The organism is Halomonas sp. MMSF_3323 (genome assembly GCF_030733595.1).
Lineage (GTDB): Bacteria > Pseudomonadota > Gammaproteobacteria > Pseudomonadales > Halomonadaceae > Halomonas > Halomonas litopenaei.
Genome location: NZ_JASHIT010000006.1, coordinates 121,118 through 138,198, shown reverse-complemented (window position 1 = coordinate 138,198; position 17,081 = coordinate 121,118). Strand labels below are relative to the sequence as shown.

The window sequence follows — 17,081 nt, the reverse complement described above, 5'->3', positions numbered from 1 at the left end:
ATGGAAATCTTTGCCATCATGTTCGTCGGCCTGATCGTGCTGCTGATGCTGGGGGTGCCGGTCGCCTTTGCGATGATCGCCTCATCGGCGGCGGTGCTGGCCTACACCCGTGGCTTCGCCGAGATCCCGCTGGAGATGATCGCCCAGCGCACCCTGTACGGCGTCAACAGCTTCACCCTGCTGGCGATTCCCGCCTTTCTGCTGATCGGCCGGCTGATGAACTCCGCCGGCATCTCTGATCGGGTGTTCGACGTGGCGCGCTGCGCCGTGGGTCACCTCAAGGGCGGGCTCGGCCACGTCAACGTGCTGGCGAGCATGCTGTTTGCCGGCATGTCGGGCTCAGCGGTGGCCGATGCTGGCGGGCTTGGCGCGGTGGAGATAAAGGCCATGGAAGACGATGGCTTTCCCACCGACTTCAGCGCCGCGGTCACCGCCAGTTCCGCCACCATCGGGCCGATTATCCCGCCCAGCATTCCGGCGGTCATCTATGGCGCCCTGGCCAACGCCTCCATCGCCGCGATCTTTCTCGGCTCCATCCTGCCGGGCCTGTTCATGGGTGCCGGCCTTATGGTGATGGTGGCGGTGATCTCCCATCGTCGTGGCTACCCGACCCGGGCCCGCGCCACCATGGCCGAATTCACCCGTGCACTGTCGCGGGGCCTGCTGCCCATGCTGACGCCAGTGATCATCCTGGTCGGCATCCTGTCGGGGCTTTTCACCCCCACCGAGGCCTCGGTGGTGGCGCTGCTCTACTGCATGATCATCTCGTTCTGCGTCTATCGCTCGATCACCCTGCGCGAGTTCGTCCAGATCCTGCGTGACACCGCCATCGACACCTCGGTGCTGCTGCTGATCATCGCCGGCAGCGCGCTCTACAGCTGGATCCTGGCACGCTACCAGGTCACCGCCCTGGTCGCCGACTTCCTGCTCGCCACGGTCAGCGATCCTATGCTGCTGCTTCTGCTGCTGAGCCTGTTCATCCTGCTGATCGGACTATTCATCGACTCGGTGCCGGCGCTGTTTCTGCTGACGCCGCTGCTGGTGCCGGTGGTGGTGCAGTACGGCATCGATCCGGTGCACTTCGGCGTGCTGATGATCTTCAACCTGATGATCGGGCTGATCACGCCACCGGTGGGCACGGTGCTGTTCGCCATCCAGAAGATCACCGACCTGCCCTTCAACACCCTGGTGCGGGCCACCCTGCCGTTCTACATCCCGCTGGTGGCGGTGCTGATCGTGATCACGCTGTTTCCGTCCATCGTGATGTTCCTCCCCAACCTCTTGCTCAAATGACGCCGCGACCGGGCAAGGCTCCAGGGCCTTGCCCGGCGGGCTTATCTCAATAGGAGTCATGCCATGGCTATACTGATCACCGGTGGCCTCGGCCACGTCGGTTCCTGGGTCGCCACCCTGCTCGCCCGCCAGGGCAAGAAGGTCATCATCTGCGATATGGCCGCCCCCCACGTCGACCGCATGGGCCTCGACTATCTCGAGGAAGTGCGCGACAACGTCCACTTCGAAGCGGTCGACGTGCTCGACACCCACACCCTGTTCGAGACCTTTCTGCGCTATCGCGACGAGCTTGAAGGGGTCATCCACGGCGTCTCGGTGATCGCCGGGCCGAGCTTCCAGACCCGCCCGTTCAAGCACCTGTCGATCAACGCCATGGGCACCCTGAACGTCTACGAGACCTGCCGACTGCTGGGCATCGACAAGGTGGTCAACATGAGCTCCGGCGCGGTCTACGGCGACGCCGCCGGCCCCCAGGTCGAGACCATGCCCTACAAGGCCACCGACCTTTACGGCGCCACCAAGATTTCCGGCGAGCTCTACGGCGACCAGTACACGGCGACCTACGGCATGGATATCCGTCAGGCCCGACTGTTCTTCGTGTATGGCCCCGGCAAGCGCCCTTCCCACATGCACGCGGTCTACCAGGCGATGTTCGGGCCACTCGAAGGGCTACGCGATGTGCACCCGGACAACGGACGCGACCAGACCACCGACTGGACCCACGTCGAGGACACCGCGAGGGGCATCCTGGCGCTGTTCGATGCCGACAGCGTGCCTCACCGCCACTACAACATTTCCTGCGGTGTGCCGATCGCCCATCAGGACATCGTCGACAGCGTCACCGACCTGCTCGGCCACGACAGCGGCATGCGTCTGGGGCCTGGCCCCTTCGTGGTGCGTGGCAGCCCCCTGGACATCACCCGCGCGCGCACGGATCTGGGCTTCGAGCCGCAATTTACCGATATCCGCGAGGGGCTCGAGGACTACCATCGCTGGCTCAAGAAGAACGCCTGAAACGACACGGCCGGCCTGTCAAAGGCCGGCCGCTCGCAGACGGGGTCGATCCGCTTCCGCCATCACTGCCGACGGAACACCAGCGCCAGATTGTTGGCCGGCAGCTCGTGGACGGCCTCCCGGCTCAGGCCGTGCTCGGCGGCAACCTCGGTCACCTGCTCCAGGTCCCGCACGCCCCAGCGCGGGTCACGGCGCCTCAAGTCGGCGTCGAAGGCCGCATTGGACGGCGCGGTATGCTCACCACCACGTCGGTAAGGGCCGTACAGCAACAGCACGCCGCTTGGCTCGAGGTGGACCTGGGCCTTTGCCATCAGCGCAGGCGTCACTTCCCACGGCGAGATATGGATCAGATTGATCGCCACCAGGGCGTCAAAGGTGTCATCCGGCCAGGGCTCCAGCAAGTCGCGGCGCACCGGCGCCAGCAGATTGCCGCCCCCTTGCGTCGCTTGCTCCGGCTCTCGCCCAGCAGGCCCTGCCCGTTGCGCTTCGCTTTCGCCTTGCCTGTCACCCTCCGCTGCCCCTTGCCTATCTTCTGCTGCTGCAAGCGCGCGCCAGGCAGCGATGGACGCCAGCGCCGCCTCGGAAACGTCACTCGGCTGCCATCGCCAGCCCGGCTGGCACTGCGTCATATAGAGTCCGTGCTCACCACTGCCGCTGGCGAGCTCCAGCACACGGGCATGGCGTCCCAGGCACTGGCGCAGCACCGCGTGGATGGGCTCGCGATTGCGAAGCGCCGCTGGACTGGAGAGTCTCGCGTCGGACATGGGAAAACCTCACGGTAAACAAGGGGAGTAACAAGAGCGGCAATGGCCAAACGGATATAACGGAAGCATGGTAACGTCTGGCATCAACGGCTTGCGCAACGATGCCAAGCGATGATCGTCCCGGTACACTAGCAAAAGATACCCTTCATCTTCACCAAGGACGGCCCATGGCTCGACCCGCGCCTCGCTACCTCGAGATTCAACAGCACATCCTGGCCAAGATCCAGCGGGGGGAATGGCCCACCGACCATCGCATCCCGGGTGAGGAGCAGCTGGCGCTCGACTTCAACGTCAGTCGCATGACCGCCAACAAGGCCATCCGCGAACTGGTTCAGCGTGGCTACCTTACCCGCCAGCCGGGGGCGGGAACCTTCGTCACCGAACGCAAGGCGGAATCCTCGCTGATGGAGGTCCACAATATCGCCGAAGAGGTCCGCGGTCGCGGCCATCACTATCGGGCCAGGGTGCAGCGTGCCGAAGCGATCGATGCCAGTGAGGACATCGCGTTGCAACTGGGGGTCAAGCGAGGCAGCAAGGTCTTCCATACCCGCATCGTTCACCACGAAAACGACGAGCCCATCCAGCTCGAGTTGCGCTACGTCAATCCCCGCCACGTGCCCGACTATCTGGACGCCGACTTCACGCTCACCACGCCCCATCAGGTGCTGATCCAAACCTGGCCGATCACCGATATCGAACACGTGGTCGAGGCCGTTTCGGCAGACACACGACAGGCCGAGGAGCTGGCCATTTCCACCTCCCTCCCTTGCCTGCAGTTGCGGCGGCGCACCTGGTCAAATGACCTGCTCATCAGTTACGCCGTGTTGATCCACCCGGGAGATCGCTACAAGCTGCGCTCGGCGTGGAAGGACTGAGGGACGGACACAGCCTCCACCAATGCACGAGGGCCGGACAGTGATTGTCCGGCCCTCGTGCTTACGGCTACAGCGATCGACAAGGTTACTGCAGCAGCATGGCCGCCGGGATCGCCATTACCAGGGTGAGTGCCACCCGCACCGCCCACACCACCAGCATCTGCCATATCGTGATGGGAATCCGGGTGGCCAGCACGCAGGGAATGGACGCCGAGAAGAACAGGATGGACGACACCGACACCACGCCGGCGGCAAAGCGCGCCACGAAGTCGATTCCCGCGTCGCCACCGAGCAGCAGCGCCGGCAGGAACATCTCGGCCAGGCCCGCCGCGCTGGCCTGGGCCAGTTCCTGGGCATTGTCGATGCCGAAGATCGCCACCACCGGATAGAACAGCCAGCCCAGCCACTCGAACACCGGCGTGTACTTGGCCACCAGCAGTCCCAGCAGCCCCACCGACATGATCGACGGCAGGATGCTGATCGCCATCACCAGCCCTTCGGTCAGATTCTTGCGTACGCTGGATCCCAGCCGCGGCGCCTGCTCGGCCACCTTGATACCGGTGCGCCACGCCAGCGCCAGGCGATCCCCCTTCCGCGCTTCAGGTTCGCCGTCGGTCGCGGTGTTGTCCATGCCTGACAGCGGCCACAACCGCGCGGTCACCGCCGAGACAACGAAAGTGATCACCAGGGTGATCCAGAAGTAGGCGTTCCAGTAGTCCATCAGCCCCAGGGTCTTGGCGACGATGATCATGAACGGCGCGGAGACGGTAGAGAAACCGGTGGCAATGATGGCCGCTTCTCGGGCCGAGTACTGGCCACCGGCGTAGGCACGGCTGGTGATCAACAGTCCGATCGAGTAGCTGCCGACAAAGGAGGCCACCGCGTCGATGGCGCTTCGACCCGGGGTACGCCACAGCGGGCGCATGACGGGCTGAACCAGGATGCCGATCAGCTCGAGTAGCCCATAGCTCAGCAGCAGCGCCAGGAAGATGGCACCGATCGGCACGATCAGCCCCACCGGAATCACCAGCTTGTCGTAGAGAAAGGGCAGCATGTCCGGCTGATGCAGCAGTGCCGGACCGGCGGTGGTCATGGTCAACAGCGCCGCCACCACCCCCAGAAGCTTGAGCACGGTGAAGATCTTGTCGGTGAGACTGCGTCGCCAATCCCCCTTGATCAACGGATAGGCCGCGCCGGCGATGATCAGCGCCAGGGCGTAGAACCTCGCCCAGTCACCGAGCCCGGCCCGGGCCGCGGTCACCAGATGATCCAGCGGAATCGTGGTTCGACCTTCCCAGGCAACCGGAACAAAGAAGATGAAGATGCCGATGGCGCTGGGCACCAACAGCTTGAACAACAGCAGGCCGAGGGGTGTCTGGCCTACCGAGGAACCAGGAGTCGTCGCCATGAAGGGAACCTCGTCGAAGTGTGAACCAACTCGTAAGTGTCATCTTGTTTGTATATACATTTCAACCGCTATAGTGGCAAAGCACTCCCCCTCAGCGCCTTTAGACGATGGTCTAATACGCCACAAACTTCTCCTCAGATTCGTTCGTTAAACGGCGTTATCACGCTCCGCTAGACCTCTTTCCTGCAGCGTCGCAGACAGGCCGCCGGTCAGGGCATCGGACGAACCGGCAAGGACTCCAGAACCACACTTTCCTGTATATACATGATGCTGTCGAGCGATCCCATGGGGCACCCGACGCCTTCCGCGCGTGCCTGAAACGCTCTCGGGCCCCTCGACGACTCGGGGTTCAGAAAAGCCGGTAACGATCCCGCGGCCAAGACGGAGTGCACTGCGCCTAGACGACCTGCGCTCCCCCGGGGCGATGCTTCAGAGAGGACAGGCCTGGTGCATCCGCGACCATGTATATACGTTTATCGAAGCAATCCGTCGGGATTTCACGCCTATCCGCGCACTACGACCATGGTCTATTGATGCGCCATGACCTGAAAGCGAGCCCATAAAACGCCTGCAAGCCGCTGTTTCAACAACCATCCATCAGGCCCGAACCAGGGTTCGGGCAATGCATCACTGGCGACTCGGCGGCTTGACGAAACGGCCTGAAGGCATTATTTGTATATACATTACCCGACACGGAGCATCCCCATGTCCGAGCAATCCAAGCGCCTGCTGTGGCGCGATCTGGCGATCTTCGACGGACTGACCACCCTGCCCGAGCGTCACTGGGTAGCGGTCGAGGATGGACGGATCTGCGCCCTGGGCACCATGCAGACCCTTGACCCGAGTCAACATCGCGACGCCGTCGACATGGGGCAAGGCGGCGTCATGACGCCGGGCCTGATCGACTGCCATACCCACCTGGTCTTCGGCGGGCAGCGCAGCGACGAATTCGAGCTGCGCCTGCAAGGCGCCTCCTACGAAGAGATCGCACGTCGCGGTGGCGGCATCCTGGGCACCGTTACGGCGACCCGGGAAGCCGACGAATCGGCCCTGTTCGACGCCGCTGCGAAGCGTCTCACGTCGATGATCGAGGACGGCGTGACCAGCGTCGAGATCAAGTCCGGCTACGGCCTGACCCTGGCCGACGAACTGAAGATGCTGCGGGTGGCGCGACGTCTCGGCGAGCAACTGCCCGTTCGCGTCACTACCACCCTGCTGGCCGCCCATGCCCTGCCACCGGAGTATGCAGGCGACGCCGATGGCTACATCGAGCTGGTGTGCAACCAGATCCTGCCGGCGGCCCACGCCGAGGGCCTGGTCGATGCGGTCGACGTGTTCTGCGAGCGCATCGCCTTCTCAAGCGAACAGTCCCGGCGCGTGTTCGAGGCGGCCAGGGCGCTTGACCTGCCGGTCAAGGCCCACGCCGAGCAGCTTTCACTGTCCGGTGGCGCCGCCCTGGTGGCCCAGTTCCGAGGGTTATCCGCCGACCATATCGAGTATCTGGACGACGACGGCATCGCGGCGATGGCCGATGCCGGGACCGTCGGCGTCCTGCTGCCCGGCGCCTTCTACACCCTGCGTGAAACGCAGCACCCACCGATCGACGCCATGCGTCGTGCCGGTGTCGCCATGGCGGTGGCCTCGGACGCCAATCCTGGCACCTCGCCCATCGTGCTGCCGACCTTGATGCTGAACATGGCCTGCACCCTGCTGCGCCTGACGCCCCAGGAGGCACTGGCCGGCATGACCCGCCACGCCGCCCAGGCCATCGGCCAGCCAGACCTTGGACGCATCGCCGTCGGCGCTCCCGCCGATCTTTGCGTCTGGAACATCGATAGCCCGGCCGAACTGGCCTATGCCGTCCAGCCGGGACGACTCAAGCATCGCCTGCTGGAGGGCGTATTGACCCATGGATGAGCAGCTATCTTCCCCCTGGTCATCCATGACCCCGGCGGCTGACCCAGACACCATGCCGTCCAGCCGGGACGGCTCAAGCATCGCCTGCTGGAGGGCGTATTGACCCATGGATGAGCAGCTCGCTTCCCCCTCGTCTCCCACCGCGCCGTTGACCGAACCGGACATGGGTATCTGGCAGGGGCGTACCGACCCCGAGCCCAACAGCGAGCGCTGGCACCAGCGCATCGCCGCCTACCGCTCCGGCGCCGAGCCTGGCGTCGTGGTGACGGGCTTTGCCAGTGATGCCGGTGTCGCCCGCAACAAGGGGCGGGTGGGCGCCGCCGATGGCCCCGCCGCCATTCGCCGTGCCCTCGCCCCCATGGCCTGGCACCGCGACGCCCCGGCCTACGATGCCGGCGATGTGCACTGTGTCGGCAATGGCCTGGAAGATGCCCAGGAGGCGCTGGGCGCGCGGGTGACCGAGATCCTCGACCAGGGCCACCAGCCGGTGGTACTGGGCGGCGGTCACGAAGTCGCCTACGCCAGCTGGCGCGGCCTCTCCGAGCATCTGGACAAGGGCCACCGCAGGCCCACCGTGGCGATCATCAACCTGGACGCCCACTTCGACCTGCGCGACCCCAGCGAACAGACGTCTTCCGGCACGCCCTTCGCCCAGATCGCCGCCGACTGCGCCAGGCGTCGCTGGCCGTTCCGCTACGCCTGTCTCGGAGTCAGCCAGGCGGCCAACACCCGTGCCCTGTTTCACACCGCCAAGCGGCTCAAGTCGCTGGTGGTCGAGGATCGCGAGTTTCGCGATAGCCGCATCGCGTACATCAAGCGCGACGTGCAGCGTCTGGTAGCCGACTGCGATCACGTCTACCTGACCATCGACATGGATGTCTTCCCTGCAAGCGATGCCCCTGGCGTCAGCGCTCCCGCCTCGCGGGGCGTGATCCTGACCCACTTCGAGCCGATCCTCGAGTTCCTGCGTCGCTCGCGCAAGCTCCGCCTGATCGACATCGCCGAGGTCAACCCGGCGTATGACATCGACCAACGTACGGCGCGTCTCGCCGCCCGCCTGGTGCATCAACTGACCCGGTCCAACGCCTGACCGAGCCTTTTATTCCCTTTCACTACAGGTACCGACATGAACCAGATCACGCCCTCGCTGAACGACCGCCACGATCCTTCGCGCAAGATCGCCGCCCCCACCGGCACCGAGCTGTCGTGCAAGAGCTGGCTGACCGAAGCCGCCCTGCGCATGCTGATGAACAACCTCCACCCTGACGTCGCCGAGCGTCCCGAGGATCTGGTGGTGTACGGCGGCATCGGTCGCGCTGCCCGCACCTGGGAATGCTTCGACAAGATCGTCGAGGTGCTCAAGCGCCTGGAGGACGACCAGACCCTGCTGATCCAGTCCGGCAAGCCGGTAGCGGTGATCCCGACCCACAAGGACGCGCCGCGGGTACTGATCGCCAACTCCAACCTGGTGCCGGCCTGGGCCAACTGGGAGCACTTCAACGAGCTCGACAAGAAGGGACTGATGATGTACGGCCAGATGACCGCCGGGTCCTGGATCTACATCGGCTCCCAGGGCATCGTCCAGGGCACCTACGAGACCTTCGTCGAGGCTGGCCGTCAGCACTTCAACGGCGACCTCAAGGGCCGCTGGGTACTGACCGCCGGCCTCGGCGGCATGGGCGGCGCCCAGCCGCTGGCGGCGACCCTGGCCGGCGCCTGCTCGCTGAACATCGAGTGCCAGCAGACGAGCATCGACTTCCGTCTGCGTACCCGCTATTTGGACGAGCAGGCCAACGACCTGGACGACGCGCTCGAGCGTCTTGCGCGCTACACCAGTGAAGGCAAGGCCATCTCCATCGGTCTTTGCGCCAACGCCGCCGACGTCCTGCCGGAACTGGTCAAGCGCGGCGTCAAGCCGGACATGGTCACCGACCAGACCAGTGCCCACGATCCGCTGCACGGCTACCTGCCCTCTGGCTGGACCTGGGACGAGTACGTGGCCCGCGCCAAGAGCGAGCCCGACACAGTGGTCAAGGCCGCCAAGGCGTCCATGGCGGTGCATGTGCGCGCCATGCTCGAGTTCCAGAAGATGGGCGTGCCCACCTTCGACTACGGCAACAACATCCGCCAGATGGCCCAGGAAGAAGGCGTCGAGAATGCCTTCGACTTCCCCGGCTTCGTCCCGGCCTACATTCGTCCGCTGTTCTGCCAGGGCATCGGCCCGTTCCGCTGGGTGGCGCTGTCCGGCGATCCGGAGGACATCTACAAGACCGACGCCAAGGTCAAGGAGCTGATCCCCGACGACGAGCACCTGCACCACTGGCTCGACATGGCCAAGGAGCGCATCAGCTTCCAGGGCCTGCCGGCGCGTATCTGCTGGGTCGGCCTGAAGGATCGCGCGCGCCTCGGCCGCGCCTTCAACGAGATGGTCAAGAACGGCGAACTCAAGGCGCCCATCGTCATCGGCCGTGACCACCTCGACTCCGGTTCCGTGGCCAGCCCCAACCGCGAGACAGAGTCCATGCTGGACGGCAGCGACGCCGTGTCCGACTGGCCGCTGCTCAACGCCCTCGCCAACACCGCAGGCGGCGCTACCTGGGTCTCACTGCACCACGGCGGGGGTGTCGGCATGGGCTTCTCCCAGCACGCCGGTGTGGTCATCGTCGCCGACGGTACCGACGAGGCCGATGCCCGCCTGGCCCGCGTCCTGCGCAACGACCCGGCCAGCGGCGTGATGCGCCATGCCGACGCCGGCTACGACATCGCCAGGCAGTGTGCCCGCGACAACGGCCTCGACCTGCCGATGCTCAAGGACTGATGCCGTCCCGGGCGCGCCGCTGGCGTGCCCGACCCTGGCATCAAGGCGCCTTGTCCCTGAGCGCGCCTCCTGCCCGGGAGCGCCATGTAAGAAGCGCAGACGCCTGCACAAAGGCCGCCCCTAGGGGCGGCCTTTATCGTGTACAACCGTGATTCACTTCGATGCCACTTGAAACGTGCGCCGACGCCCCTGAAGTGGCCGGCGACGGGTCAGGCGCAGCACTGCTTGAACTTGCGCGCACTGCCACAGGGACAGGGATCGTTGCGTCCCGGCTTGAGTCGAGACACCCTGGCCTCGCCATCCAGATAGACCCAGCGCCCCTGGTGGCGCACAAAGCGCGAGCGCTCTTCCAGCACGCCCCAGCGCTGCCGCCCTGGCGTGTCCTCGGCAAAGGTCGCACGAAACTGCACCCAGCCCTGATCGCCTGTTTCACCGCTATCGAGAATCTCGAGACGCTTCCAGCGGGTATCGTCGTCACCGCCCAGTTGCGCCGGGCAACTGTCCGGGTGCCAGCTATGGCGCAGGTAGTCCTCGAGCCCGAGGGCGAAGGCCGCAAAGCGCGAGCGCATCAGCGCCTCAGGCGAACCTGCGTTCTCGCCCTGGTGCAGCAGACCACAGCAGTGCTCGAGGACCAGGCCACTGCCGCAGGGGCAGCGGGTGGATGACGTTGTAGTCAAGGTGCGGCTCTCCTCTTATCTACCTTGCGCTTTGCCACAGCGCGGGCCTTGTACGAACACCCGACGTGGGTGGCAACGCTTTAAACAGACTGCCGACCTGTACCGGCCTCACGCAAATACCGACCAGCCTGTGGCCTTGGAAAGCCCTTCCAGGGCGGCGGTGCCCTTGAGCGAATTGCCGTAGCGATCCAGGCCCGGCGACCACACCGCGATCGAGGCCACGTTGGGTACCACCGCCATGATCCCGCCCCCGACACCGCTCTTGCCCGGGAAGCCGACCCGATAGGCGAAGTCCCCCGAGCCATCGTAGTGGCCGCAGGTCATCATCAACGCATTGATCGCCCGTACCCGCTCGAGCCCGATCATGCGCTGGCCCTCGAAGCCACCACACAGAAAGCGTGTGGCCCTGGCGAGCTGGGCGGTGGACATCTCGATGGCGCAGTGATGGAAGTAGGTGCCCAGCACCCGGTCACAGTCGTTGGTCAGGTTGCCGCAGGAACGCAGGAAGTAGGCCAGGGAGAAGTTGCGATCCCCGGTGGCATGCTCGGAGCGCGCCACCTGCTCGTTGATGTGGATGTCCTCGTCGCCGGAGGCCTCGCGCAGAAAGCGCAGAATCTCGCCGAGGGTGTCGCGTGGCGCATTGCACCCGAGCACCGCGTCGGTGGTGACAATCGCCCCGGCGTTGATGAAGGGATTGCGGGGAATGCCGTCTTCCACCTCCAGCTGGACGATGGAGTTGAAGGCCCGGCCCGATGGCTCGCGCCCGACCCGCTGCCACAGGCCATCGCCGTGGCGCCCCAGCGCCAGCGCCAGGGTGAAGACCTTCGACACGCTCTGGATCGAAAAGGCCTTGGCGGCGTCGCCGGCATGAAACTCCTGTCCATCCACGGTGCACACACTGATGGCGAACTGGCGGGGATCAACACAGGCAAGTTCGGGGATATAGCTTGCCACCTGGCCCCACTCGCCAGCCTGACGAGCCTCGCGATCCAGCCTCTCGACCAGCGCCTGCAGTTGTTCCGGCGTAAGGGTCTTTCCCATGAGCGTGATTCTTCCAGGAGCCTGACAAGGCTGGCGATGGTCGCCCCCTCCTTCGTGGCTGTCAACGCCGGTTCCCGGCCGGGGACAATCTCCCGGGCGATATGTCCCGCTCAGCGCCCGCGCCGCTTGGTGCGCATGGTCGCCTCGGCGGCAAGCGGATCTTCTGGCCAGGGGTGCTTGGGGTAGCGGCCGCGGTTCTCCTTGCGCACCTCGGGGTAGACGTTGTGCCAGAAGCTTCGAAGGTCCATGGTCGTCGCCAGCGGACGCCGCGCCGGGGACAGCAATTCCAGGCGTACCGGCACCCGCCCGTCGACGATATGCGGTGTGGCCTCGCAACCGAACAGGGCCTGCAATTTGGCGGCCAGCACCGGCACGATACGCGTGCCGTGCTCGTCGCCGTCGTCGACCTCACGCTCATAGCGCAAGGCCGCGCTGTCACCGCTTGGCAGCGCCAGCCGTCGCGGTGCCAGCTCGTCCAGCTTGCCCGCCAACGGCCACGGCAGACGTTCGCGCAACAGCCGTTCCCAGGGCAGCGCCAGCACCTGATCGAGCCGCGACAGGCCGTCCAGATGCGGACCGAGCCAGTCCTCGAGCTCGGCCATCAGGCTGGCGTCGTCAAGCTCCGGCCACTGGGGATCATGCGCCCGTCGCAACAGCGCTACCCGTCTTCTGAGCTGTTCTGCCGCCTCGTCCAGCGGCAGCGCCTCGCGCTGCCCCAGGGCGTCGAGCAGCGCCCTATGCCTCGCCTCTCGACTCGGCGGTCCTGCCAGGGGCTTGCGCTCCAGCACCACGGCATCGAGGGCGCGTACCCGCTCGCCTTCCAAGCGCCCCGCCGATGCGTTCCAGGCGACCCGCTCGGTCCAGTCGCCAAGTTCAGGAAAATGCGCCAGCAGCGCCGCCTCCTCGATCCGTACGCCACGGTACAGCCGGGCCTCACGCTGGCGACCGTCCAGGTCCACCGCGACCAGCAGGGGCGCGTGGGCCAGGGGGTGATCGCTTGCCAGCGTCACCAGGCCACCGCCACGCAGGCGAAAGCGTCCGGGCGAAAGGTGCTGAGCGACACGATCGGGGTAGGCGCAGAGCAGAAGCTCGCCCAAGGTTATTGAGGCGCCCGGCTCGCTTGCACGGGACTCACCCCCATGGGCCTTGTCCAGCGCCACCCCGGCGCGCTTGCACAGTCGCCGGGCCTCCCGCTGCCAGGCAGGGTCTGGCCTCGGCGACGACAACAGCGGTACGAACACCCGCTCCAGATCTGGCTCCCGCGAGGCGCCCTGACGACCCTCGAGCCAGGCGGACAGGGCGCAGGCCAGGGCCAGCGACGCCTCGCCGGCGCGGCTGGCTCGCTCCAGCATGGCGGCGAGCCGGGGATGCACCGGCCAGCGTCCGGCTGCCCGGCCCAGCGAACTCAAGCCGCCATCAGGCTCGACCAGCCCGAGGGACTGCAACAGCCGACGCCCGCTGTCCAGGGCCGCTGTCCCTGGAGAAGTCACCCAGGCAAGCGCGGACGCGTCCTTGACGCCCCAGCGCGCGAGTTCAAAGGCCAGGCCGGACAGGTCTGCCTGGTGTATCTCCGGCTCGGCGTGGGGCGGCAGCGGCTGCTCTTCCGCCCACAGCCGATAGCAGCGTCCAGGCCCCTGGCGCCCTGCCCGCCCACGCCGCTGATCGGCGCTGGCTCGGTTGACACGGCGGGTCTCGAGACGCGAAAGCCCGGTACGCGGGCTGAACACCGGCACCCGCTCCAGTCCTGCATCGACCACGCTGCGCACGCCATCCACGGTGACACTGGACTCGGCGATGGCGGTGGCCAGCACCACCCGACGCCGGCCATTCGGGTCAGGACGAAGGGCAGCGCGCTGCTGCTCGAGCGGCAAGCGTCCATGCAGCGGCAGTATCGCGATATCCTCCAGCCGCTCGCCCAGCCAGCGCCCGAGACGTTCGATTTCGGCAACGCCAGGCAGGATCACCAGCACGTCGCCAACAGGATCACCACCACCCCTGGCATCGTCATCCCCGCCATGGGACACAGGATCGGACGCCTGCAGCGCCTCCATGACCACCCGGCCCTGCTGCTCCTCTGCAGAGGCGCGCTGGGACAGCGGCCGATACAGCGTCTGGACCGGATACTGCCGCCCCGGGCACTCGATCACCGCCACGTCCTGCCCCAGCACGCCTTGCATGGCGGCCACGTCCAGGGTGGCGGACATCACCACCAGGCGCAGGTCCTCGCGCAGCCCCTGCTGGACGTCGAGGGCCAGCGCCAGCCCCAGGTCGGCCTCCAGACTGCGTTCATGGAACTCGTCGAAGAGGATGCCGGTGACGCCCTCCAGCATGGGGTCATGCTGCAGCATGCGCGACAGCACGCCCTGGGTGACGACTTCGAGGCGAGTCGTCGGGCCGACGCGGCTCTCGCCACGCATGCGATATCCCACCGTCTCGCCCGGCCGCTCGCCCAGCAACTCGGCCATGTGGCCCGCCGCCAGACGCGCCGCCACCCGACGAGGCTCCAGCAGCAGCAGACGCCCGCGACCATCGTCGCCACCGCACCAGTCACAGTCCAGCAGGGCCAGCGGTACCCGAGTGGTCTTGCCGGCCCCGGGCTCGGCCACCAGCAGCGCCCGGTTGTGCTGTTCAAGCGCTGCGGTGAGCTGAGGCAGTCGGGCATCGATGGGCAGGCTGGGCGGTGAAGACATCGGCTCGGGGGCTCCTCGGGCGGGACGGGACGGGACTGAACTGGGCTGCACTGGCCTGCACAAGCAAGGCAGCAATGCGCCGCCGATGATAGCACGCCGTTCCCCCAGGGCCCGGCGGCAGCGACCCCGCCCGAGGCCTAATTTGTATACACTAGAAACAACATTTTGTTGCCAGTAGATGACGTTTTTGTCTACGCTCTTCAAGCTGACCAAAAGGTCAGGTTTTTTAGCGCGACGCCCGTCGCGGCATCACCCAGACAATCGACAGCGGCCACTACAACGACAAGAGGACCCTGAGATGAGCGAGACCACGTCCACGCTTTCACCGCGCGACCGTCATCCGGCAGCCAGCGCGAGTCGCCCTGACGGCGACGACGGTACTGCGGATCAAACCAACCAGGACGCCGTCGGCCGGCTTGCCTGGCTGGATCGCTACTTCAACGTCAGCCGCCGGGGCAGTTCGCTGAAGACCGAACTGCTGGCCGGGATCGCCACCTTTCTGGCGGGCATGTACATCATCGTGGTCAATCCGGCGGTATTGTCGGACGCCGGCATTCCCTTCTCAGCGGCGCTGTCGGCTACGGTGGTCATCAGCTTTCTGAGCAGCCTGGCCATGGCGCTGTACGCGCGAAACCCCATCCTGGTGGCGCCCGGCATGGGCATGAACGCCCTGTTCACCTACACCCTGGTACTGGGGGCGGGTCTGTCCTGGGAGGTCGCACTCGGATGCGTGTTCTGGTCCGGTGTGATGTTCGCCGTACTGGCCATGTTCAACGTCCGCGAGGCGATCATCGACGCCATTCCGCCGTCGCTGCGCTACGCCATCACCTGCGGTATCGGCCTGTTCATCACCTTTATCGGTCTCAAGAACGCCGGCTTCATCGTGGCAAGCCCCGCCACCCTGGTCAGCCTGGGCAGCCTGGACGCAAGTCTCGCCACCTTCTTCATCGGGCTGATCGTGACCGCAGTACTGGTCATTCGCGGCTTCAACGGTGCCCTGATCCTCGGCATCGCCACCACCACCCTGCTGGCCGCACCGATGGGGCGTCTGTGGGGTGACGAGGTGGTCGTGGCATGGCAGGGACTGGCCGCCTGGCCGGACTTCTCGGCGCTGGGCCAGGTCGACGTGCTGGGGGCTCTCAAGGTCGCCTACCTGCCCTTTATCTTCGTGATGCTGTTCACCAACTTCTTCGATGCGCTGTCGTGCTTCATGGCGCTGTCGGAATCCGCGGGACTCAAGGATGCCAAGGGCAACCCGCGCAATCTCAAGCGCTCGATGACGGTGGACGCCTTCGCCTCGATGATCGCCGCTCCGCTGGGCACCAGCGCCGCCCAGACCTTTATCGAGTCCGGCGCAGGGGTCGCCCAGGGCGGGCGCACCGGCCTGACCGCGCTGGTGATCGCGCTGCTGTTCCTGCCGTTTCTGTTCCTGTCGCCGCTGCTGTCGCTGGTGCCGGGCATCGCCACCTCGCCGGCGCTGGTGCTGGTCGGCCTGTTCATGATGGCCCCGGTGGGCAAGATCGACTGGGCACGCTTCGAGGAGGCCTTTCCGGCCTTTCTGGCGATCATCCTGATGCCGTTGACCTACTCGATCACCCTGGGCATCGCCTTCGGCTTCATGAGCTTCGTGCTGATCAAGCTGGCCACCGGCAAGTTCACCGAGATCAAACCCGCCATGTGGGTGTCCGCGGTACTGTCCGCGATCATGCTGGTGACGGCGCAATAAAAGCGCGCGAGCCCCGGGGCGCCCGCCGCCGGGGCAAGTTGCTAGCGGCCAGACAGCACTAGCTGTTGGAGGAAGACACCACCCCGCAGCCCTTCAATACCACCTGAGTCAGAAAGTCGGTGACACGCTGCATATCTTCGTCGGTGAAGTCGTCGTGGCCGGTGATGCCGGCGACCTGGCTTTGAAAGTCTGCGTAGTGCTGGGTCGCCGACCAGATCAGGAAGATCAGCGATACCGGGTCCACCGGGTCCATCAGGCCGCGCTCGGCCCACTGACGAAACACCTCGGCACGGCTTTCGACCCAGTCGCGCAGCTCGCCACGCAGATAGTCCTGCAGAAAGGGAGCGCCCTGAAGGATCTCGCCAGCAAACAGGCGCGAGGCCTCGGGGTGGCGTCGAGACATCTCCATCTTCGAGCGGATAAAGGCACTGAGCACCTCGGCGGGATCATCATCCACCGAGATATCGTCGAGCATCATGTTCCAGCGCTCCATCACCCCTTCCAGCAGGCGAACGTACAGCGCCTTCTTGCTGCCCATGTAGTAGAGCACATTGGACTTGGGCAGCCCGGCTTCCTCGGCAATCAGCTTCAGGCTGGCGCCCCGATAGCCGTGACGCGAAAACACTCGCTCGGCGGCGTCGAGTATGTCGCGTTCGTTACGCTGGCGAATGGCACCAGCCTCCGCCTCCAGCGGCGCCTTCAGCGCCGTGTCATCAAGCTGTGAGCCCATGGTTATCCCGGTCGTCGAATCGCCCGCCACCGCCGGTTGCAGGTGGGTCGGCAAGGAGGAAAAGAGTGCCTGAACCCCACCGCTCTGGCAATTGGGCAAAGCGGCTAACCTGGCGCGACAGCGCCTGT

The 17,081-nt window shown here is 65.7% G+C and carries 13 protein-coding genes; 7 read left to right on the top strand and 6 right to left on the bottom strand.

Going from position 1 to position 17,081, the window contains the following annotated elements; genetic code table 11:
- Together RBB39_RS04550 and RBB39_RS04545 are read left to right on the top strand one after the other, a co-directional pair.
- Nucleotides 1–1,293, top strand: a complete 1,293-nt coding sequence (locus tag RBB39_RS04550; protein ID WP_045994308.1) for a TRAP transporter large permease — start codon at nucleotides 1–3, stop codon at nucleotides 1,291–1,293.
- 63 nt (nucleotides 1,294–1,356) lie between these two features.
- Nucleotides 1,357–2,307 carry an NAD(P)-dependent oxidoreductase gene (locus RBB39_RS04545; protein ID WP_045994309.1) on the top strand — a complete coding sequence of 317 codons (951 nt, stop codon included), beginning with the start codon at nucleotides 1,357–1,359 and terminating at the stop codon, nucleotides 2,305–2,307.
- A gap of 62 nt (nucleotides 2,308–2,369) precedes the next feature.
- On the opposite strand, the gene RBB39_RS04540 is transcribed toward RBB39_RS04545, so the two are convergent.
- Nucleotides 2,370–3,071 carry a DUF938 domain-containing protein gene (locus tag RBB39_RS04540; RefSeq protein WP_045994310.1) on the bottom strand — a complete coding sequence of 234 codons (702 nt, stop codon included), beginning with the start codon at nucleotides 3,069–3,071 and terminating at the stop codon, nucleotides 2,370–2,372.
- A gap of 167 nt (nucleotides 3,072–3,238) precedes the next feature.
- Between RBB39_RS04540 and hutC the strand changes: the two genes are divergently transcribed.
- A complete protein-coding gene (gene hutC, locus RBB39_RS04535) occupies nucleotides 3,239–3,946 on the top strand; it encodes a histidine utilization repressor (protein ID WP_045994311.1) in 708 nt (235 codons plus the stop codon).
- An 85-nt stretch (nucleotides 3,947–4,031) separates the two neighbouring features.
- On the opposite strand, the gene RBB39_RS04530 is transcribed toward hutC, so the two are convergent.
- Nucleotides 4,032–5,354: a YjiH family protein gene (locus RBB39_RS04530; RefSeq protein ID WP_045994312.1), complete on the bottom strand. Its 1,323-nt coding sequence runs from the start codon at nucleotides 5,352–5,354 to the stop codon at nucleotides 4,032–4,034.
- Between the two features lie 705 nt (nucleotides 5,355–6,059).
- On the opposite strand from RBB39_RS04530, the gene hutI reads away from it, so the two are divergent.
- The 3 genes from hutI to hutU all read left to right on the top strand — a co-directional run bounded on the left by hutI (nucleotide 6,060) and on the right by hutU (nucleotide 10,089).
- On the top strand, nucleotides 6,060–7,271 hold the full coding sequence (gene hutI, locus RBB39_RS04525; protein ID WP_045994313.1) for an imidazolonepropionase: 1,212 nt from the start codon (nucleotides 6,060–6,062) through the stop codon (nucleotides 7,269–7,271).
- 106 nt (nucleotides 7,272–7,377) lie between these two features.
- Entirely contained in the window at nucleotides 7,378–8,361 is a 984-nt protein-coding gene (hutG, locus tag RBB39_RS04520; protein WP_083970572.1) for a formimidoylglutamase, read from the top strand.
- Between the two features lie 36 nt (nucleotides 8,362–8,397).
- On the top strand, nucleotides 8,398–10,089 hold the full coding sequence (gene hutU, locus RBB39_RS04515; protein ID WP_045994314.1) for a urocanate hydratase: 1,692 nt from the start codon (nucleotides 8,398–8,400) through the stop codon (nucleotides 10,087–10,089).
- Nucleotides 10,090–10,298: 209 nt separating this feature from the next.
- Here hutU and RBB39_RS04510 read toward each other — a convergent pair whose 3' ends face one another.
- From RBB39_RS04510 to hrpB, 3 genes are all read right to left on the bottom strand, one after another.
- Entirely contained in the window at nucleotides 10,299–10,766 is a 468-nt protein-coding gene (locus RBB39_RS04510) for a YchJ family protein (RefSeq protein ID WP_157033107.1), read from the bottom strand.
- Between the two features lie 108 nt (nucleotides 10,767–10,874).
- Nucleotides 10,875–11,807: a glutaminase gene (locus RBB39_RS04505; RefSeq protein WP_204248984.1), complete on the bottom strand. Its 933-nt coding sequence runs from the start codon at nucleotides 11,805–11,807 to the stop codon at nucleotides 10,875–10,877.
- A 110-nt stretch (nucleotides 11,808–11,917) separates the two neighbouring features.
- Nucleotides 11,918–14,497 (bottom strand): ATP-dependent helicase HrpB, encoded by a 2,580-nt coding sequence (gene hrpB / locus RBB39_RS04500; RefSeq protein ID WP_045994316.1) that lies wholly within the window; start codon nucleotides 14,495–14,497, stop codon nucleotides 11,918–11,920.
- 298 nt (nucleotides 14,498–14,795) lie between these two features.
- On the opposite strand from hrpB, the gene RBB39_RS04495 reads away from it, so the two are divergent.
- The gene (locus RBB39_RS04495; RefSeq protein ID WP_239452598.1) at nucleotides 14,796–16,223 is read left to right on the top strand and encodes an NCS2 family permease; all 1,428 of its coding nucleotides are present in this window, start codon (nucleotides 14,796–14,798) and stop codon (nucleotides 16,221–16,223) included.
- 58 nt (nucleotides 16,224–16,281) lie between these two features.
- Here the strand turns inward: RBB39_RS04495 and RBB39_RS04490 are convergent, their stop codons facing one another.
- Complete coding sequence (locus tag RBB39_RS04490) at nucleotides 16,282–16,953, bottom strand: TetR/AcrR family transcriptional regulator (protein ID WP_045994317.1); 672 nt, start codon at nucleotides 16,951–16,953, stop codon at nucleotides 16,282–16,284.
- Between the last annotated feature and the right edge of the window lie 128 nt (nucleotides 16,954–17,081).

What these genes read in the sequence shown, in the direction of transcription:
- RBB39_RS04550 (WP_045994308.1), top strand. Translation starts at nt 1, where the DNA reads ATGGAAATCTTTGCCATCATGTTCGTCGGCCTGATCGTGCTGCTGATG.
- RBB39_RS04545 (WP_045994309.1), top strand. Translation starts at nt 1,357, where the DNA reads ATGGCTATACTGATCACCGGTGGCCTCGGCCACGTCGGTTCCTGGGTC.
- RBB39_RS04540 (WP_045994310.1), bottom strand. Translation starts at nt 3,071, where the DNA reads ATGTCCGACGCGAGACTCTCCAGTCCAGCGGCGCTTCGCAATCGCGAG.
- hutC (WP_045994311.1), top strand. Translation starts at nt 3,239, where the DNA reads ATGGCTCGACCCGCGCCTCGCTACCTCGAGATTCAACAGCACATCCTG.
- RBB39_RS04530 (WP_045994312.1), bottom strand. Translation starts at nt 5,354, where the DNA reads ATGGCGACGACTCCTGGTTCCTCGGTAGGCCAGACACCCCTCGGCCTG.
- hutI (WP_045994313.1), top strand. Translation starts at nt 6,060, where the DNA reads ATGTCCGAGCAATCCAAGCGCCTGCTGTGGCGCGATCTGGCGATCTTC.
- hutG (WP_083970572.1), top strand. Translation starts at nt 7,378, where the DNA reads ATGGATGAGCAGCTCGCTTCCCCCTCGTCTCCCACCGCGCCGTTGACC.
- hutU (WP_045994314.1), top strand. Translation starts at nt 8,398, where the DNA reads ATGAACCAGATCACGCCCTCGCTGAACGACCGCCACGATCCTTCGCGC.
- RBB39_RS04505 (WP_204248984.1), bottom strand. Translation starts at nt 11,807, where the DNA reads ATGGGAAAGACCCTTACGCCGGAACAACTGCAGGCGCTGGTCGAGAGG.
- hrpB (WP_045994316.1), bottom strand. Translation starts at nt 14,497, where the DNA reads ATGTCTTCACCGCCCAGCCTGCCCATCGATGCCCGACTGCCTCAGCTC.
- RBB39_RS04495 (WP_239452598.1), top strand. Translation starts at nt 14,796, where the DNA reads ATGAGCGAGACCACGTCCACGCTTTCACCGCGCGACCGTCATCCGGCA.
- RBB39_RS04490 (WP_045994317.1), bottom strand. Translation starts at nt 16,953, where the DNA reads ATGGGCTCACAGCTTGATGACACGGCGCTGAAGGCGCCGCTGGAGGCG.